Origin of the sequence: Pusillimonas sp. ANT_WB101 (assembly GCF_008369125.1) — a bacterium.
GTDB lineage: Bacteria > Pseudomonadota > Gammaproteobacteria > Burkholderiales > Burkholderiaceae_B > Allopusillimonas.
Window position 1 is genome coordinate 1959063 of sequence record NZ_VOAY01000001.1, and the last position, 13902, is coordinate 1972964.

Annotated in this window: 13 protein-coding genes; 3 read left to right on the forward strand and 10 right to left on the reverse strand. The window is 53.0% G+C overall.

The window, feature by feature from the left end:
- Nucleotides 1-13 precede the first annotated feature (13 nt).
- The 8 genes from FQ179_RS08840 to FQ179_RS08875 form a co-directional block, all read right to left on the reverse strand.
- Nucleotides 14-625, reverse strand: a complete 612-nt coding sequence (locus FQ179_RS08840) for a 2OG-Fe(II) oxygenase (RefSeq protein ID WP_188074540.1) — start codon at nucleotides 623-625, stop codon at nucleotides 14-16.
- A gap of 713 nt (nucleotides 626-1338) precedes the next feature.
- Entirely contained in the window at nucleotides 1339-2268 is a 930-nt protein-coding gene (gene thpD / locus FQ179_RS08845) for an ectoine hydroxylase (protein WP_149396802.1), read from the reverse strand.
- 34 nt (nucleotides 2269-2302) lie between these two features.
- Complete coding sequence (locus FQ179_RS08850; protein ID WP_149396803.1) at nucleotides 2303-2698, reverse strand: ectoine synthase; 396 nt, start codon at nucleotides 2696-2698, stop codon at nucleotides 2303-2305.
- The gene (ectB, locus tag FQ179_RS08855) at nucleotides 2695-4002 is read right to left on the reverse strand and encodes a diaminobutyrate--2-oxoglutarate transaminase (RefSeq protein WP_149396804.1); all 1308 of its coding nucleotides are present in this window, start codon (nucleotides 4000-4002) and stop codon (nucleotides 2695-2697) included. Before ectB ends, FQ179_RS08850 begins: the two co-directional genes overlap by 4 nt.
- An 83-nt stretch (nucleotides 4003-4085) precedes the next feature.
- A complete protein-coding gene (gene ectA, locus FQ179_RS08860) occupies nucleotides 4086-4592 on the reverse strand; it encodes a diaminobutyrate acetyltransferase (protein WP_255474920.1) in 507 nt (168 codons plus the stop codon).
- Between the two features lie 77 nt (nucleotides 4593-4669).
- Complete coding sequence (locus FQ179_RS08865) at nucleotides 4670-5215, reverse strand: MarR family winged helix-turn-helix transcriptional regulator (RefSeq protein ID WP_149396991.1); 546 nt, start codon at nucleotides 5213-5215, stop codon at nucleotides 4670-4672.
- A gap of 199 nt (nucleotides 5216-5414) precedes the next feature.
- Nucleotides 5415-6875, reverse strand: coding sequence for a metalloprotease TldD (tldD, locus tag FQ179_RS08870; protein ID WP_149396805.1), 1461 nt, complete (start codon nucleotides 6873-6875; stop codon nucleotides 5415-5417).
- 21 nt (nucleotides 6876-6896) lie between these two features.
- Nucleotides 6897-7712, reverse strand: a complete 816-nt coding sequence (locus tag FQ179_RS08875; protein ID WP_149396806.1) for a carbon-nitrogen hydrolase family protein — start codon at nucleotides 7710-7712, stop codon at nucleotides 6897-6899.
- A 153-nt stretch (nucleotides 7713-7865) separates the two neighbouring features.
- Here FQ179_RS08875 and FQ179_RS08880 point away from each other — a divergent pair, with 153 nt between their 5' ends.
- On the forward strand, nucleotides 7866-8231 hold the full coding sequence (locus tag FQ179_RS08880) for an H-NS family nucleoid-associated regulatory protein (RefSeq protein WP_149396807.1): 366 nt from the start codon (nucleotides 7866-7868) through the stop codon (nucleotides 8229-8231).
- 38 nt (nucleotides 8232-8269) lie between these two features.
- Here the strand turns inward: FQ179_RS08880 and FQ179_RS08885 are convergent, their stop codons facing one another.
- Nucleotides 8270-8914: a DUF4136 domain-containing protein gene (locus FQ179_RS08885; RefSeq protein WP_149396808.1), complete on the reverse strand. Its 645-nt coding sequence runs from the start codon at nucleotides 8912-8914 to the stop codon at nucleotides 8270-8272.
- A gap of 208 nt (nucleotides 8915-9122) precedes the next feature.
- Here FQ179_RS08885 and pepN point away from each other — a divergent pair, with 208 nt between their 5' ends.
- Nucleotides 9123-11822, forward strand: coding sequence for an aminopeptidase N (gene pepN, locus FQ179_RS08890; protein WP_149396809.1), 2700 nt, complete (start codon nucleotides 9123-9125; stop codon nucleotides 11820-11822).
- 14 nt (nucleotides 11823-11836) lie between these two features.
- Nucleotides 11837-12856, forward strand: a complete 1020-nt coding sequence (locus FQ179_RS08895) for a class 1 fructose-bisphosphatase (protein ID WP_149396810.1) — start codon at nucleotides 11837-11839, stop codon at nucleotides 12854-12856.
- 57 nt (nucleotides 12857-12913) lie between these two features.
- Here FQ179_RS08895 and FQ179_RS08900 read toward each other — a convergent pair whose 3' ends face one another.
- Nucleotides 12914-13900, reverse strand: coding sequence for a quinone oxidoreductase (locus FQ179_RS08900; protein WP_149396811.1), 987 nt, complete (start codon nucleotides 13898-13900; stop codon nucleotides 12914-12916).
- Nucleotides 13901-13902: the final 2 nt, after the last annotated feature.

The following is a 13902-nucleotide window of genomic DNA, read 5'->3' on the forward strand; positions in this document are numbered from 1 at the left end:
AAAACCTTAAGCCTTACGCGGCAGGCTCATCTGAGCGCAACCAACCTGTCAGACTCCAGCGTGTTTGCTGGCACGGCAGGACAGCGTGCGGGATCAAGCCACTGTGAAAAACAACTAGCCTGGCCCCCATGGGCGGCACGCGCCGTATTTCTATATTTGGATTATCGGGTTCGTACAAACAAAGCTCGCCACCATACATTGGGTTCCATTGCAGATTCAAATACAGCACGATTGAGATTTTTCGATGATCGCTATCCCGATGCTGATCAATGTGCTTTATATAGCCCTGCCCCTTGCCATAGCGCGCAAAGTGGAACTCTTGACTACGCAAGCCAAGCTGGTAGCGCTGGTTCAGCTCTTCACGAAACCGCGCCATCCATTTGAAGAAAGGGTGGCTGGCTTGAGGCGAGTTAGGGTAAATCCAGCAGATCGTGTCGCCACGAATGTCGGACCGTCGCAAACCGCGTGCGCCGTGGCCAACACCCTCCATGTAGAACTGGCCGGCTTCCCACTGGCTCCAAGCTTGCGTAAGCAAGGTAACGTGCCAGGACAACGGAACAACGGTGTCAGAAATAGCCCAACCCTGTTTTTCCAGTGACTGGCATATCTCATCATAGTCATGCATGAAACTCTCTATCTCCTGGGTAAAAACCATAGCGTGGTCGAATGCTATTGCTCAATGTGCAAACTGTTTTGCATGACGTTATCGATGGAAACCCCAGGCCATTAAAAGTAAGGCGAGAACCACCCAGAGGTCATTATTAATGCATTAGCTCAGTTTGTATACCATGCCGCAAAGGTCACGCCCTCATCAGATTCGACTATATGCTATGCAACTGCCGCAACTAGACAATTCTATTACCAGCAAGATCGTATCTAAATGCTACCAACAAACGCCTAAAAGAATTGTTCCTCGCCAGCACTAAAGTCTGCTCTCTCAGTTGGCCCCAGCTCATTAACCTCATCTTAGCCAAGAGAAAGTTCAGCTCGGGAGACTCACGTAGCAAATAACCAAACAACAGTCGGCTATCTGGGGTCAAAGACATCAGGCCTATGGGAAACTCCGAAAACACGTGGAAGAAAACAATACTGTATGGCCCAGAATTTTGTAATTTTTAACGATTTAGCTCATCCAAAAATGCGCATCAATGCAGTCTTAAGGCACTCACTCAGGGTCAAATATTTATCCACTTCTGAGCACGTTTTACCTCTGCAGTGCTCATCAACAAAATAGCCCCAGCCAAGCAATCGAGCATTGCATGACTGGGGCGATTTCTGCGCCTCCTGCAGCGGCCTGGCAGACAGCCCGGCAACCTACCAGGCCATCCATCATAAGCTTTAGTGAGCTGGCTCCACAGCGGGTGTATCGAGCGGCTCTAACTGCTCGAAACGTTTGCGTGCAGCAATATGTTCGGGGCGTGGTTTCAGCTCGTGCTTGGGATCCTCAAGCGCGTTTTCCATGCTGTTATAAACCATGAAAACATTGGCGCGTGGCCACGGCGAGATATTGCCGTTAGACCCATGCATGGTATTGCAATCGAAAAACACCACCGAACCTGCGGACGCTGTCATCTGTTCGATGCCGCCCTGCTCTACCAGCAACTGCAAGCTGAGCGGATCAGGCACACCAAGTTCTTGCTTCTTCAGAGACTGCTTATAGTGTTCATCAGGGGTCTCACCCTGACAAGAAATAAACTGCTTCTGTGAACCCGGTACAAGCATGAGCGGCCCATTGCACGCATTATTATCAGTAAGCAGAACAGAGCAGCTTAGTGCCCGCATACGGGGCATGCCATCCTCAACATGCCAGGTCTCAAAGTCAGAATGCCAGTAGAACTCTTTACCCTTAAAACCAGGCTTCATATTGGCCCGCGACTGATGTATATAAACCTCTGAACCCAGAATCTGACGTGCCACATGAATAAGACGTGGGTCACGCGAAAGCCTATCTACCATCGCGCTAAGCTGATGCACCCTGAAAATGGATCTGACCTCATCACTGGCGGGCTCGGTAACGGCCTCTTCCATGGCTCTGATTTCAGGATCGTCGCTCATGCGCTTAATTTCATCCAGAAGCCCCTGGATCTCCTGCGCACTAAATATATTTTCGAGCAGCAGAAAGCCATTATTTTCATAAGACGCTAGCTGCTCGGATGTCAAAGCGTCTGCATAAGACCCACCGTCATAAACAACGGGATCCTGCCGCGCGATGATGGCGGCAGCCCTGCTGCCGCGCGATGCATATAAGTCATTAATAGTTGTAGACATGTAAATGTACACTCCTTGCGAAATTGAGCCCGATTTAGGCGGCATCAGTCTCCAGCGGGTAGACACCTTCTTTGTCGTGTACCTCGTCGCCGGTTAATGGCGGGTTGAAAACACATATCACTCGCAAGGGCTCTTTGCCCCCGCGCAGCCAGTGCTCGTCATTCTCGTCCAGCGCATACACAACACCCGGGCCCAGTGCATATTTCTTGCCGTCGGCAATGGTTTCAATCTCGCCATCACCTTCGACGCACCACACAGCCTCAAGATGGTTCTGGTAATGAATATGCGTTTCTGTACCAGGAAAAATAACCGTCTCATGAAATGAGAAACCCATACCATCTTTCTTAAGCAAGACACGCCGGCTGAGCCAGTTGTCGGTTTTGACCTCATGTTCGGTGCCGATTACATCTTTCACATTACGTACAATCATCCAGCTTTACCTCCAAACTTCAGTACACGGGCACTTACGCCATTTTCATCCAGCACCTGGGCCACGCAGCTCTCAATAATTTCAAGACCGCGGCGCAACAAGTCATCTTCAATCGTCAGTGCAGGAAGAACCTTGAGCACTTCGTCATGCGCCCCAGACGTTTCAATGACCAGGCCTTCCTCGAATGCCTTATGCGCAATCTTATTGGCCAGGTCATCACCTACCGGGGTAACCAGGCCTTGAATCAAGCCGCGTCCGCGTACGCTAAGGCCTGCCATCGGGTAGCTGTGATCCAGGTTTTCAAGCCAGTCACGCACCATACGCTCTTTGCGGGCAGTTTCCTTTGCAAAAGCGTCATCGCTCCAGTAATGCTCAAGTGCCGCCGTAGCCGTTACAAAGGCCAAGTTATTGCCGCGGAACGTACCGCTATGCTCGCCCGGTTTCCAGATATCAAGCTCGGGCTTCATTAACACCAGCGACATGGGCAATCCATAACCGGAGAGCGACTTGGAAAGCGTGATAATGTCAGGCTCGATACCGAGTGATTCAAAACTGAAAAAGTTGCCGGTACGACCACAACCCACCTGAATATCATCAACAATAAGCAGCATGTCGTGCTTGCGGCACAGGGCTTGTAGCTCTTTAAGCCAGCGCTTGCTGGCAACATTAACGCCACCCTCACCTTGCACGGTTTCAACAATTACGGCCGCAGGGTGATCCATGCCGCTGCTGGGATCATCCAGCATACGCTCCAGATAGGCCATGGTATTGGCGTCAGGCCCAAGATAGCCATCAAAGGGCATGAACGAGGTGTTGCTCAACGCAACGCCTGCCGCGTTACGGAACTTCTCGTTTGCCGTCACAGCCAACGAACCGCCACTCACACCATGAAACCCATGGGTAAATGAAATAATATTCTGTCTACCCTTTACTTTGCGTGCAATCTTGAGCGCTGCTTCTACCGCATTAGTGCCTGTGGGGCCCGTAAACTGCAGTGTGTAATTCCAGCCACGCGGCTTGAACAAAACACGGTCAACAGTTTCCAGAAACTCTTTCTTGGCGCATGTCGCCATATCAAGCCCATGCACAACACCATCGGTATTTAAATAATCAATGAGCTTTTCTTTGAATACCGGGTTGTTATGGCCATAATTAAGCGTACCCGCGCCACTAAAGAAATCGATATATTCCTTACCCGACTCATCAATTAGCAACGACCCTCTGGCCTCTTTGAAAACGACCGGGAACGACCGAACGTAGCCTCTTACCTCTGACTCCATCCGGTCAAAAATTTTCAAATCCATAATAAATCCTCCTGGTTACATAAAACGCTCATCCGACCACGGCGCGCCAGAACCGGGCACCGCTGGGGCGTTTTGATTTCAAATTAACTGGCTAACTTCAGCTGGTCTGCGGCGGGCCGAAACGGGCCTATGCGCAAAAGCGGCTCATCGTCGTGTCCGTGCTCGCCAAACAGGCTGCGATCGAACAGTGGGCTCTCATGCACTGGGGCATTTAGCCGACGCGCCAGACTTGCAAACATGCCGCGTGAAGCCTGGTTTTCGGGACCGACCGTTGTTTCGATATAACGCACGCCTTCAAGCGTAGGCCGATCCAGCAAATGACGCAGCATGCGCTGGCCCAGGCCGCGTCCGCGTGCGTCTTCATGTACCGCCACCTGCCAGACAAAGAGTGTGTCGGCAGCCTCTGGCCGTCTATAGCCCGAAATAAAGCTGAGCAGCTTATCTGCAGAGCCGGCCACCACGCTCGTAGCGCTGAAATGCTCGCTGAGAAGCAGATAGGTATATAAAGAATTAAGATCGAGCGGGGGACATTCTGAAATCAGAGTGTGAATGCCTGCCGCATCGAATTTGGTAGGGGCTCTGAGCCACAGATCAGACTCTGTGTCGTCAGAACCCTCCGTATGGTCAGAGGGAGAGAGTTGTGAAGTAGTTCGTATTTTGCAATTTCTCACACCACCAATCCTGATTCTGGAAGCGCTCCAGGCGTCGTCGGCACATCGAGAATAGGTGATGCGTGCTCGCCAGGCGCTTCAGTTAACACAATACCGTCTGACTCCATTAAGTCGACAATACGTTCGAGCGACATCGTGATGGCCGCTTGCTCCGACTCTGGCAACGCGTTAAGGGCATCGGCAAGTTTTTTTTGAAGCGGCGAAGGTGTACTTGCAGCCAACTGTCGACCTTCATCAGTCGCTGTTACATAAACAATACGTCGATCCTGACGCCCACGCTCACGGCGGATCAGCCCCTTGTCTTCCAGACGATCAAGAATGCCCACCACCGTACTTGCACTTACGTGCATATCGCGACTGATGGCTGTAGCCGTCATCGGGCCGTCATCAATTACGGTGCGCAGGCAGACCAGCTGCGGCGCTGTAATGTTGCTGCACGCTGCCAGCTGGCGCGAATGTAGCGCCACCGAACGCGTGATGCGACGGATAGCCCGCAAAATGCGCAAATCATACTGCTCGACAGAGTTATTTAGCATCGACATATCTATAAGAGTTAGAAAGAATTCAATTAAATTGATTTCTACTGAAATCATAAGCCAGCGAACAGTTCGTGTCAAACATAGCTCATCACCAAATCAGTAGCGCTTACGGGGCATGCAAAAAAAGGGCTGCCAGAGACAGCCCTTAGGACCGGAGGCGTTAAATGCCCTCCGCCTGTACTCATTACAGAGCCATAAACCCTTATTGGCCAGTGCCCCCAACCGTCAAGCCATCCATGCGTACGGTGGGCATACCGACGCCAACCGGAACGCTCTGCCCTTCCTTGCCGCATGTACCTACACCCGAATCAAGCTGCATGTCATTGCCGATCAAGCTCACCCGATTCATCGCATCTGGTCCGTTACCGATTAACGTGGCCCCTTTTACCGGGTAGGTGATCTTGCCGTTTTCAATCATATAGGCCTCGGACGCCGAAAATACGAACTTGCCACTGGTAATGTCGACCTGCCCGCCGCCAAAATTGGCGGCATACAAGCCCTTCTTAACCGATGCCAGCACCTCTTCAGGCGGGGTAGAACCAGACAACATATAGGTATTGGTCATACGGGGCATGGGCAAATGGGCGTAGGACTCACGTCGACCATTGCCCGTTACGGGCATTTTCATAAGACGTGCATTCATCGAATCTTGCATATAACCACGCAAAATTCCATCTTCAATAAGCACGTTACGTTGGCTCACATTGCCCTCATCATCAATATTCAGAGAGCCGCGGCGGTCAGCCAACGTGCCGTCATCAACAACCGTAACCCCCTTAGAAGCCACACGCTCGCCGATACGGCCTGCGAACACGCTGGAGCCTTTACGGTTGAAATCACCTTCAAGGCCGTGGCCAACAGCCTCATGCAAAAGTATGCCTGGCCAGCCTGAGCCTAGCACTACAGTCATTTCGCCAGCTGGCGCGGCTCGGGCCTCCAGATTGACCATGGCCTCGTGAACCGCGCGCTGCACATACGAGCGCATGATGTCGTCGGTAAAGTAAGCCAGCCCTGTACGCCCGCCGCCCCCTGCAGACCCGACCTCGCGGCGCCCGTTACGTTCGGCGATAACGGTAAGTGACAGCCGCACCAGTGGCCGCACGTCTGCCGCCATACGCCCGTCGCTGCCTGCGACCAGGATGACATCATATTCAGCCCCAAGGCTGGCCATTACCTGAATGATGTGCGGGTCGGACGCGCGCGCCATATGTTCAATGCGCTCAAGCAAGGCGACCTTTTCAGGCGCCGTAAGTGTCGCAACCGGATCAAGTGCGGGGTACAGACTGCGTGCCGCAGGCAAATCGGCGCCGGTTACTTTTTGTCGACCCGCACCTCTGCGTGCGATAGTGCGCACCACTTCGGCCGAGGACATCAAGGCTTCTACCGACAAACTATCAGAATAGGCAAAAGCCGTTTTCTCACCGCTAATGGCCCTGACACCCACGCCTTGTTCAATGGAAAAACTGCCTGTTTTTACAATACCCTCTTCAAGCGCCCAGCTCTCACTGCGTGTGTATTGAAAATACAGGTCGGCATAATCAACCTTGTGCGTAAAAATGGCCCCTAGCGCTCGTGCCATGTCGGATTCGGTCAGCCCCCACGGGTCAAGCAGTGTGGTTTTGGCCGTGGCCAAGGCGTGTATGGAAGGATCAACAAGTTTCATAAGTTCTTTAATAAAGAATGTTCAGAGGGTGCGGTGAGACCAGGCAGGCAGCGCCGTGCGCACCTCATCAATACGTTGCAATTCTATATTGCCAATGGCAATGCCGGGCCCCGTCGCCTTAACATCGACCACATCCCCCCATGGGTCTACCAACATGGAGTGCCCCCAGGTACGTCTGCCGTTTTCATGTTTGCCGCCTTGCGCCGGTGCCAACACATAACATTGGTTTTCAATAGCACGCGCGCGCAACAATATTTCCCAGTGGGCGGCACCGGTCGTATAGGTAAAGGCAGAGGGCAGCACAACAAGCCGCACAGCTTTCATTTGCCGGAACAGCTCAGGAAACCGCAGGTCATAACATATTGACAAGCCAACCTGACCAAAAGGCAGGGAAACCATTTGCACTGCATTTTCACCCGGCCGAATGGAAACTGACTCATCGTACGACTCTTCACCCTTTTTGAAACCAAACAAATGGATTTTGTCGTAGCGGCCGATCTGATTACCCTCTGGATCAAAAACCAGGCAGGAATTATATATACGCTGGCTATCAGGGCTCTCAAGCGGCAGCGTACCGCCTACCAGCCAAATGCCATGTTCGCGCGCGCGTTGTGCAAGAAACTGTTGTATAGGGCCATGACCGGCAGTTTCTTTGATGGATAGTTTATCTTTGTCACGACGGCCCATAAAGCAAAAATACTCTGGCAACGCCACCAGCTTAGCACCCTGCTGCGCGGCATCTGCAATAAGCCGCCCCGCCTGCTCAAGATTATCATCAACACTGGCGCCAGACACCATCTGCACCGCCGCCACGCGAAAGTGCTCATTCAGGCTCATCAAAACATACCTTTATAAACTGAAAATAAATAATGCAATATGTACCCAGTGTTGGCAATTGATTAATACGAAATTACGTTAAAATGCATGCTGGTCACTTAAAAAACAATCGACCAGCCGCTCCATATATCTGCCAATACTACAGGAAGCATAATGACTCGCGATACTTACACGGCTCTAAAACAGAAAATTGAAAAAGAAATAGTCAAACTTCAAAAGCAGGCTCAGGCCTTGCAAGAAAAGCGGCGCGGCCCGATCATTACATCAATCGTGCAGTCGATGCGCGAATATGAAATTACCCCCGAAGAAATCGCTGCTGTGTTCAGCAAAACGCCAACACGCAAAACTGCCCGCAAATCAGCCGCCCCGGCACCCAAGGCCGTTAAACGCACTGTGCCGCCTAAATACCGCAACCCTGAAACCGGCGACACCTGGACAGGTCGAGGCAAAGCACCCCGCTGGATCTCCGCCGCCGAGTCTGAGGGTAAAAGCAGAGACCAATTCCTTATTCAAAACTAAGCTTGCATGGCGGGGTTTGCGCAATCATGCAAAACCCGCTAGCGTCTACGTTCGTACTCAACCTCGCGAACCTGCCCATTATTGCCAGGAAACTCATCAAACACGGCCTGCGCAAGATAAGGCATAGCCTGCATCAGATTATCGTGGCGGCTTACGTTAATAGCCGTTGACCGATATACCTCAGCATTGTGGTTTTGATCATCATTAATGGTAACGGTAAGCGTATTCTTATATACAACCACCGGCACATTGGTTGGCTGCGGCGAGTAATAAATGCCACCGCCCCAGTATCGCGCCCCGCCATACCAGCCAAACGCAGGCCCAAAACCCCAGCCATCATTTAAATACGGATCAGGATACTGCTGTACCCAGGTCTGTGAAGCCGGGTTTTCATAACGAATATGTACAGAAAACCGTGCTTTGTCTGACTGAGCTTCTACAAGCCCTAAAGGGCCAATAGCGGCGCGCACCATATCAGCAATGGTCTGAAACTCCAGATTATTTACCTGATTTTCATACGGCACAATGCGATAGGTTTGCCCTTGGCTGCCGGCAGGCCATTGTTGAAAGCTGGTTACGCGCGCTGATAACGTTGAGGCGCACCCAGAAACCAGAACAACGCCAGCCAAAATCAAAAAAACCCGCATCAACGCATGTCGGCACTGATTGAACTTCATCCACATAAAACCTCCTGCCGCAATCCCGTGCTGTCTAAGGCGCCCGTGTACACCTGCAGGCTCTCGGCGCCATGCTAGCAGTGTATGACCATACTATGGCCAAAAAGGTTGCACAGGCATTACGAAATGCACTACTGGTAAGAGAACCTTCCCGGCGTAAATACCGGGCAAACACTACAATAGAATTATATCTTCGTAATGGACACTATCCAGCATGCGCACCGATACCGTACCCGCCATTTCGCGGCATGACTACCAGCCCTACCCTTACCGGGTCCCCACAGTTAATCTAAGCTTCGATCTGCAGCCGGCCCAAACCCGCGTGCAGGCAACGCTTGTATTCGAGAGAGTTGGCGATAAAAAAACGCCTTTGGTTCTCGACGGGCAAGATCTCGTGCTCGAGTCGGTAACAATAGACGGCCACACACTTACGCCCGACGACTACGAGCTAGCTGAAGACACACTAACACTGCACCCTGATGCGGGCAGCTTCACAGTGGTCATTACCAGTCTGTGCCGTCCCGCTGAAAACACCACGCTGATGGGCTTGTATGTATCCGGAGACCATCTATTCACCCAGTGTGAAGCGCAAGGGTTTCGGCGTATTACCTGGTTTCCCGACCGACCAGATGTCATGGCCCGCTATACGGTATGCCTGCGCGCTGACAAAGCCCACTACCCATTGCTGCTCTCCAACGGCAACTTGATCAGCCAGCAAGATCTGCCCGACGGCCGACACGAAGCACGCTGGGAAGACCCTCACCCAAAACCAAGCTATCTTTTTGCATTGGTCGCCGGAGATTTCGACTGTCGCGAGCAAACCATAAGCACACGAAGTGGGCGGCAGGCACTGTTGCAGGTTTATAGCGACAAGGGTTCTCGCGACAAAACTGCGTGGGCACTCGACTGCCTGGATCGCTCAGTGCGTTGGGATGAAAATCGTTTTGGCCTCGAGCTTGACTTGGATCGTTTCATGATTGTCGCCGCACGCGATTTCAACATGGGCGCCATGGAAAACAAAGGGCTAAACGTTTTCAATTCGGCCTACGTACTGGCCGACCCCCACAGCGCCCCCGACAGTGCATATAGAAATATCGAAGCCGTCATTGGCCACGAGTACTTCCATAACTGGACAGGGAACCGTGTTACCTGCCGCGACTGGTTTCAGCTTTCGCTGAAAGAAGGCCTGACGGTTTTCCGCGACCAGGAGTTCTCTGCAGACATGCTTGCTGCTGATCTGCCTCACGACGAAGCCATATCGGCACGCGCCGTCAAGCGCATTGATGACGTCAGCACATTGCGTCTTGCGCAGTTTCCTGAAGATGCCGGCCCGATGGCTCACCCCATTCGCCCTGAAAGCTATCAGGAAATCGCCAATTTCTATACCGCTACCATTTACGAGAAAGGCGCCGAAGTCATACGCATGCAGCATACCCTGCTGGGCGAAGACGGCTTTCGCAAAGGCTTGACCGAGTACTTCAGACGGCATGATGGGCAGGCCGTCACCTGCGACGACTTTGTCAGTGCTATGGAATCCGTCTACACACGGCAACACCCTGGCAAAGACCTTACCGTATTTCGCCGCTGGTACCAGCAGGCGGGCACGCCGCGCGTCAAGGTCACCATGCACCATGACGCGCGCGCCAAAACCTGCACACTCACTTTGCGCCAGCGCTGCGAACCCGCAGGCATAGAAAAGCAGCAGACCCCACTACAACCCAAGCCACCCCTGCACATCCCTTTTGCACTTGGCTTGCTTGACAATGAAGGCCGCCCTCTTCAACTTGAGGTTCAAGGCCAACCCTGCGAAACCGCATTGCTAGAGCTGGTTGAACAAGAGCAAACGTGGGTATTTCCAAATATCGACAAAAAACCTGTGCCCTCATTGTTGCGCAATTTTTCTGCACCGGTCATTGTCGAATTTGAATACAATGACGCCAACCTGGCACTGCTCGCACAACATGACCCAGACCCATTTGCCCGCTGGGAAGCCAGCCAGGCATTGGCCACTCGACAGCTACTTGCGCTGACCGAAGCCTTTTCCGGCAACCAAACGCCCGTCATCGCACCCGTGTTTTTGGACACCTGGCGTGCTCTGGCACAAGACGAGCAAATTACTGATGCGTACAAAACCCGCATACTGGCCATCCCCAGCGACAAAGAACTGCTCGAAAAAACCTCACCGCTAAACCCACTGGGTGCCGTGCGTGCGGTGCAGCACCTGCGCGCCACGCTAGGCAAAGCACTTACCGACCACTGGCTCAAACTATGGCAAGAATGCGCTGCGGCCACCCATGAAAAACCGTATCACCCCGACCCCATTTCCTCAGGCCATCGTGCGCTAAAGAACCTGGCACTGTCCTATCTGCTGGCTGGTGGCCACCCCGGTGCCAGCCAACTAGCGCTCGATCAGTACAATAACGCCGGCAATATGACTGAGCGTATGGGCGGCCTGACGGCATTGGTGCACTATGGCAGTGAAACAGACCGGGCTCGCGTGCTCGAGCATTTTTATCAGCAGTGGCAACAAGACCCTCTCGTCGTCGACAGATGGTTTGCCCTGCAGGCAAGTGCTCCCAGTGCAACGGTCGAAACCATACGCTCGCTGATGCTGCATCCGGCGTTCTCGCTGCGCAATCCCAACCGCGCGCGTTCAGTGGTTTTTCAATTCTGCATCAACAATCTGCAAGGAATCCACAGCCCTGGCGGGTACGCCTTCTGGGCCGAACAGGTCTTGGCGCTGAATGAACTAAACCCCGAAATCGCGGCCAGATTAGCGCGCGCCTTTGACAACTGGGCCCGTTATGCCCAGCCACAACAAAGCGCGATGCGCAACACGCTCGAACATATCAGCCAGCACGCCAACCTGTCGCGCAACGTAAACGAAATCATTACAAAAGCCTTGAATATTTAATCCACGGAGTACACATGTCTCGTAAAACCCTCACCCAGTATTTGGTTGAACAACAACGTAAAGAACAGGCCGTATCGGCTGAAGTCCGCCTGCTGATCGAGGTGGTGGCCCGTGCCTGCAAAGCCATCGGTCATGCGGTTGGAAAAGGCGCGCTGGGCAATGTACTGGGAAGTCTTGATACCGAGAACGTTCAAGGCGAGGTGCAGAAAAAACTTGACGTCATGTCAAACGAAATTCTGCTCGAGGCCAACGAATGGGGTGGGCATCTGGCTGCGATGGCGTCCGAAGAAATGGAAACCATCCACTTGATACCCAATCGATATCCAAAAGGCGAACACCTGCTGCTTATCGACCCGCTCGACGGGTCTTCAAATATTGACGTCAACGTTTCCATTGGCACAATTTTCTCAGTGCTGCAGGCACCACATCATGTCTCGGGCCAAGCAGTCAGTGAGCAAGATTTTCTGCAGCCTGGTGTCAAACAGGTTGCTGCGGGTTACGCCATTTATGGCCCTCAGACCATGCTTGTTCTTACTGTCGGCACCGGTGTGGTGGCCTTTACGCTCGATCGCGAAATGGGTGCCTGGCAGCTTACCAACGAGAACATCACGATTCCCGAAAAAACAGCAGAGTTTGCCATCAATATGTCGAACATGCGACACTGGGAAGCCCCCGTCAAACGCTACATCGATGACTGTCTGGCCGGCGAAAACGGCCCTATGGGCAAAAACTACAACATGCGCTGGGTCGCCTCCATGGTGGCTGACGTACACCGCATTCTGACACGTGGCGGTGTTTTTCTGTACCCGCGCGATGAGCGCCCCAACGGCAAAGAAGGCAAGCTGCGACTGATGTATGAGGCCAACCCCATGAGCTTCCTCGTGGAGCAGGCAGGTGGTGCAGCCACCGACGGCAATCGTCGCATTCTTGATATCGAGCCCCACAAACTGCACCAACGCATTGGGGTCGTGCTGGGCTCTAAAGAGGAAGTGGAGCGCGTCACACGCTACCACGACGAAACTCAAAAAAACTGATCCTGCCGTCCCGCCGGGCGCCCTACACAAGGCAGCCCGGCGTAACGCACATAACGCTTAATCGAGCGTCAAAATAGTGGCACCGGTCGTTTTGCGACCCGCCAATGCATCTTGCGCCTGACCCGCATCTTCAAGTGCAAAGCGCTGGCCAATATTGATGTGCATTTTTTTCTTCTTAATCAGATCAAACAGGTCGTCAGCGGCCGCCTGCATCTTTTCTTGTGTGGGCACGTACGTACCAAGCGTGGGCCGGGTTACATACAACGACCCCTTGGCAGCCAGCAGACCGAGGTTGACGCCTTCAACCGAGCCTGAAGCATTTCCGTAGCTAACCATCAACCCTCGTGGTTGCAGGCAGTCTAGCGAAGCAAGCCAGGTATCTTTACCCACGCCGTCGTAAACCACTGGAACCTTCTTGCCATCGGTAAGCTCAAGTACACGCTCGACGACGTTTTCACGCGAGTAGTCAATAACCTGCCAGGCACCATGTGCTTTGGCCAGCTCCGCCTTTTCGGGTGTGGAAGCGGTACCGATCAGTTTGACGCCCAAAGCCTTGGCCCACTGGCAGGCAATAAGCCCGACACCGCCGGCAGCGGCATGAAACAGAATTGTTTCACCCCCCTGAAGCCGATAAGTCTGGCGGAACAGATACTGAACGGTCAGCCCCTTGAGCATCATGGCAGCGGCTTCATCGAACCCCACGGCCTTAGGGATCTTGACCACACGATCGGCAGGCACATTGCGAGCTTCGGCATAGGCGCCGATGGGGCTTTGCCCATAAGCAACACGATCACCCACCTTTAGATGACGGACGTCGGCGCCTACCGCCTCAACCACGCCTGATGCCTCAAACCCCAGCCCATGCGGCAATGCATGTTGATACAGACCGGTGCGAAAATAGATATCAATGAAGTTCAGTCCCACCGCTTTCTGGCGTATGGTAACCTCATTTTTTGCCGGGCCCGGCACGTCGACAGAAACAAGCTTAAGCACTTCTGGGCCGCCGTGATGCTCGATGCGTATAGCTTTAACCTGGGTTTCCAAGA

Excerpts from the sequence above, each read along its gene's own strand:
- FQ179_RS08840 (WP_188074540.1), bottom strand. The coding sequence starts at position 625 with ATGCATGACTATGATGAGATATGCCAGTCACTGGAAAAACAGGGTTGG.
- thpD (WP_149396802.1), bottom strand. The coding sequence starts at position 2,268 with ATGTCTACAACTATTAATGACTTATATGCATCGCGCGGCAGCAGGGCT.
- FQ179_RS08850 (WP_149396803.1), bottom strand. The coding sequence starts at position 2,698 with ATGATTGTACGTAATGTGAAAGATGTAATCGGCACCGAACATGAGGTC.
- ectB (WP_149396804.1), bottom strand. The coding sequence starts at position 4,002 with ATGGATTTGAAAATTTTTGACCGGATGGAGTCAGAGGTAAGAGGCTAC.
- FQ179_RS08865 (WP_149396991.1), bottom strand. The coding sequence starts at position 5,215 with ATGTCGATGCTAAATAACTCTGTCGAGCAGTATGATTTGCGCATTTTG.
- tldD (WP_149396805.1), bottom strand. The coding sequence starts at position 6,875 with ATGAAACTTGTTGATCCTTCCATACACGCCTTGGCCACGGCCAAAACC.
- FQ179_RS08875 (WP_149396806.1), bottom strand. The coding sequence starts at position 7,712 with ATGAGCCTGAATGAGCACTTTCGCGTGGCGGCGGTGCAGATGGTGTCT.
- FQ179_RS08880 (WP_149396807.1), top strand. The coding sequence starts at position 7,866 with ATGACTCGCGATACTTACACGGCTCTAAAACAGAAAATTGAAAAAGAA.
- FQ179_RS08885 (WP_149396808.1), bottom strand. The coding sequence starts at position 8,914 with ATGTGGATGAAGTTCAATCAGTGCCGACATGCGTTGATGCGGGTTTTT.
- pepN (WP_149396809.1), top strand. The coding sequence starts at position 9,123 with ATGCGCACCGATACCGTACCCGCCATTTCGCGGCATGACTACCAGCCC.
- FQ179_RS08895 (WP_149396810.1), top strand. The coding sequence starts at position 11,837 with ATGTCTCGTAAAACCCTCACCCAGTATTTGGTTGAACAACAACGTAAA.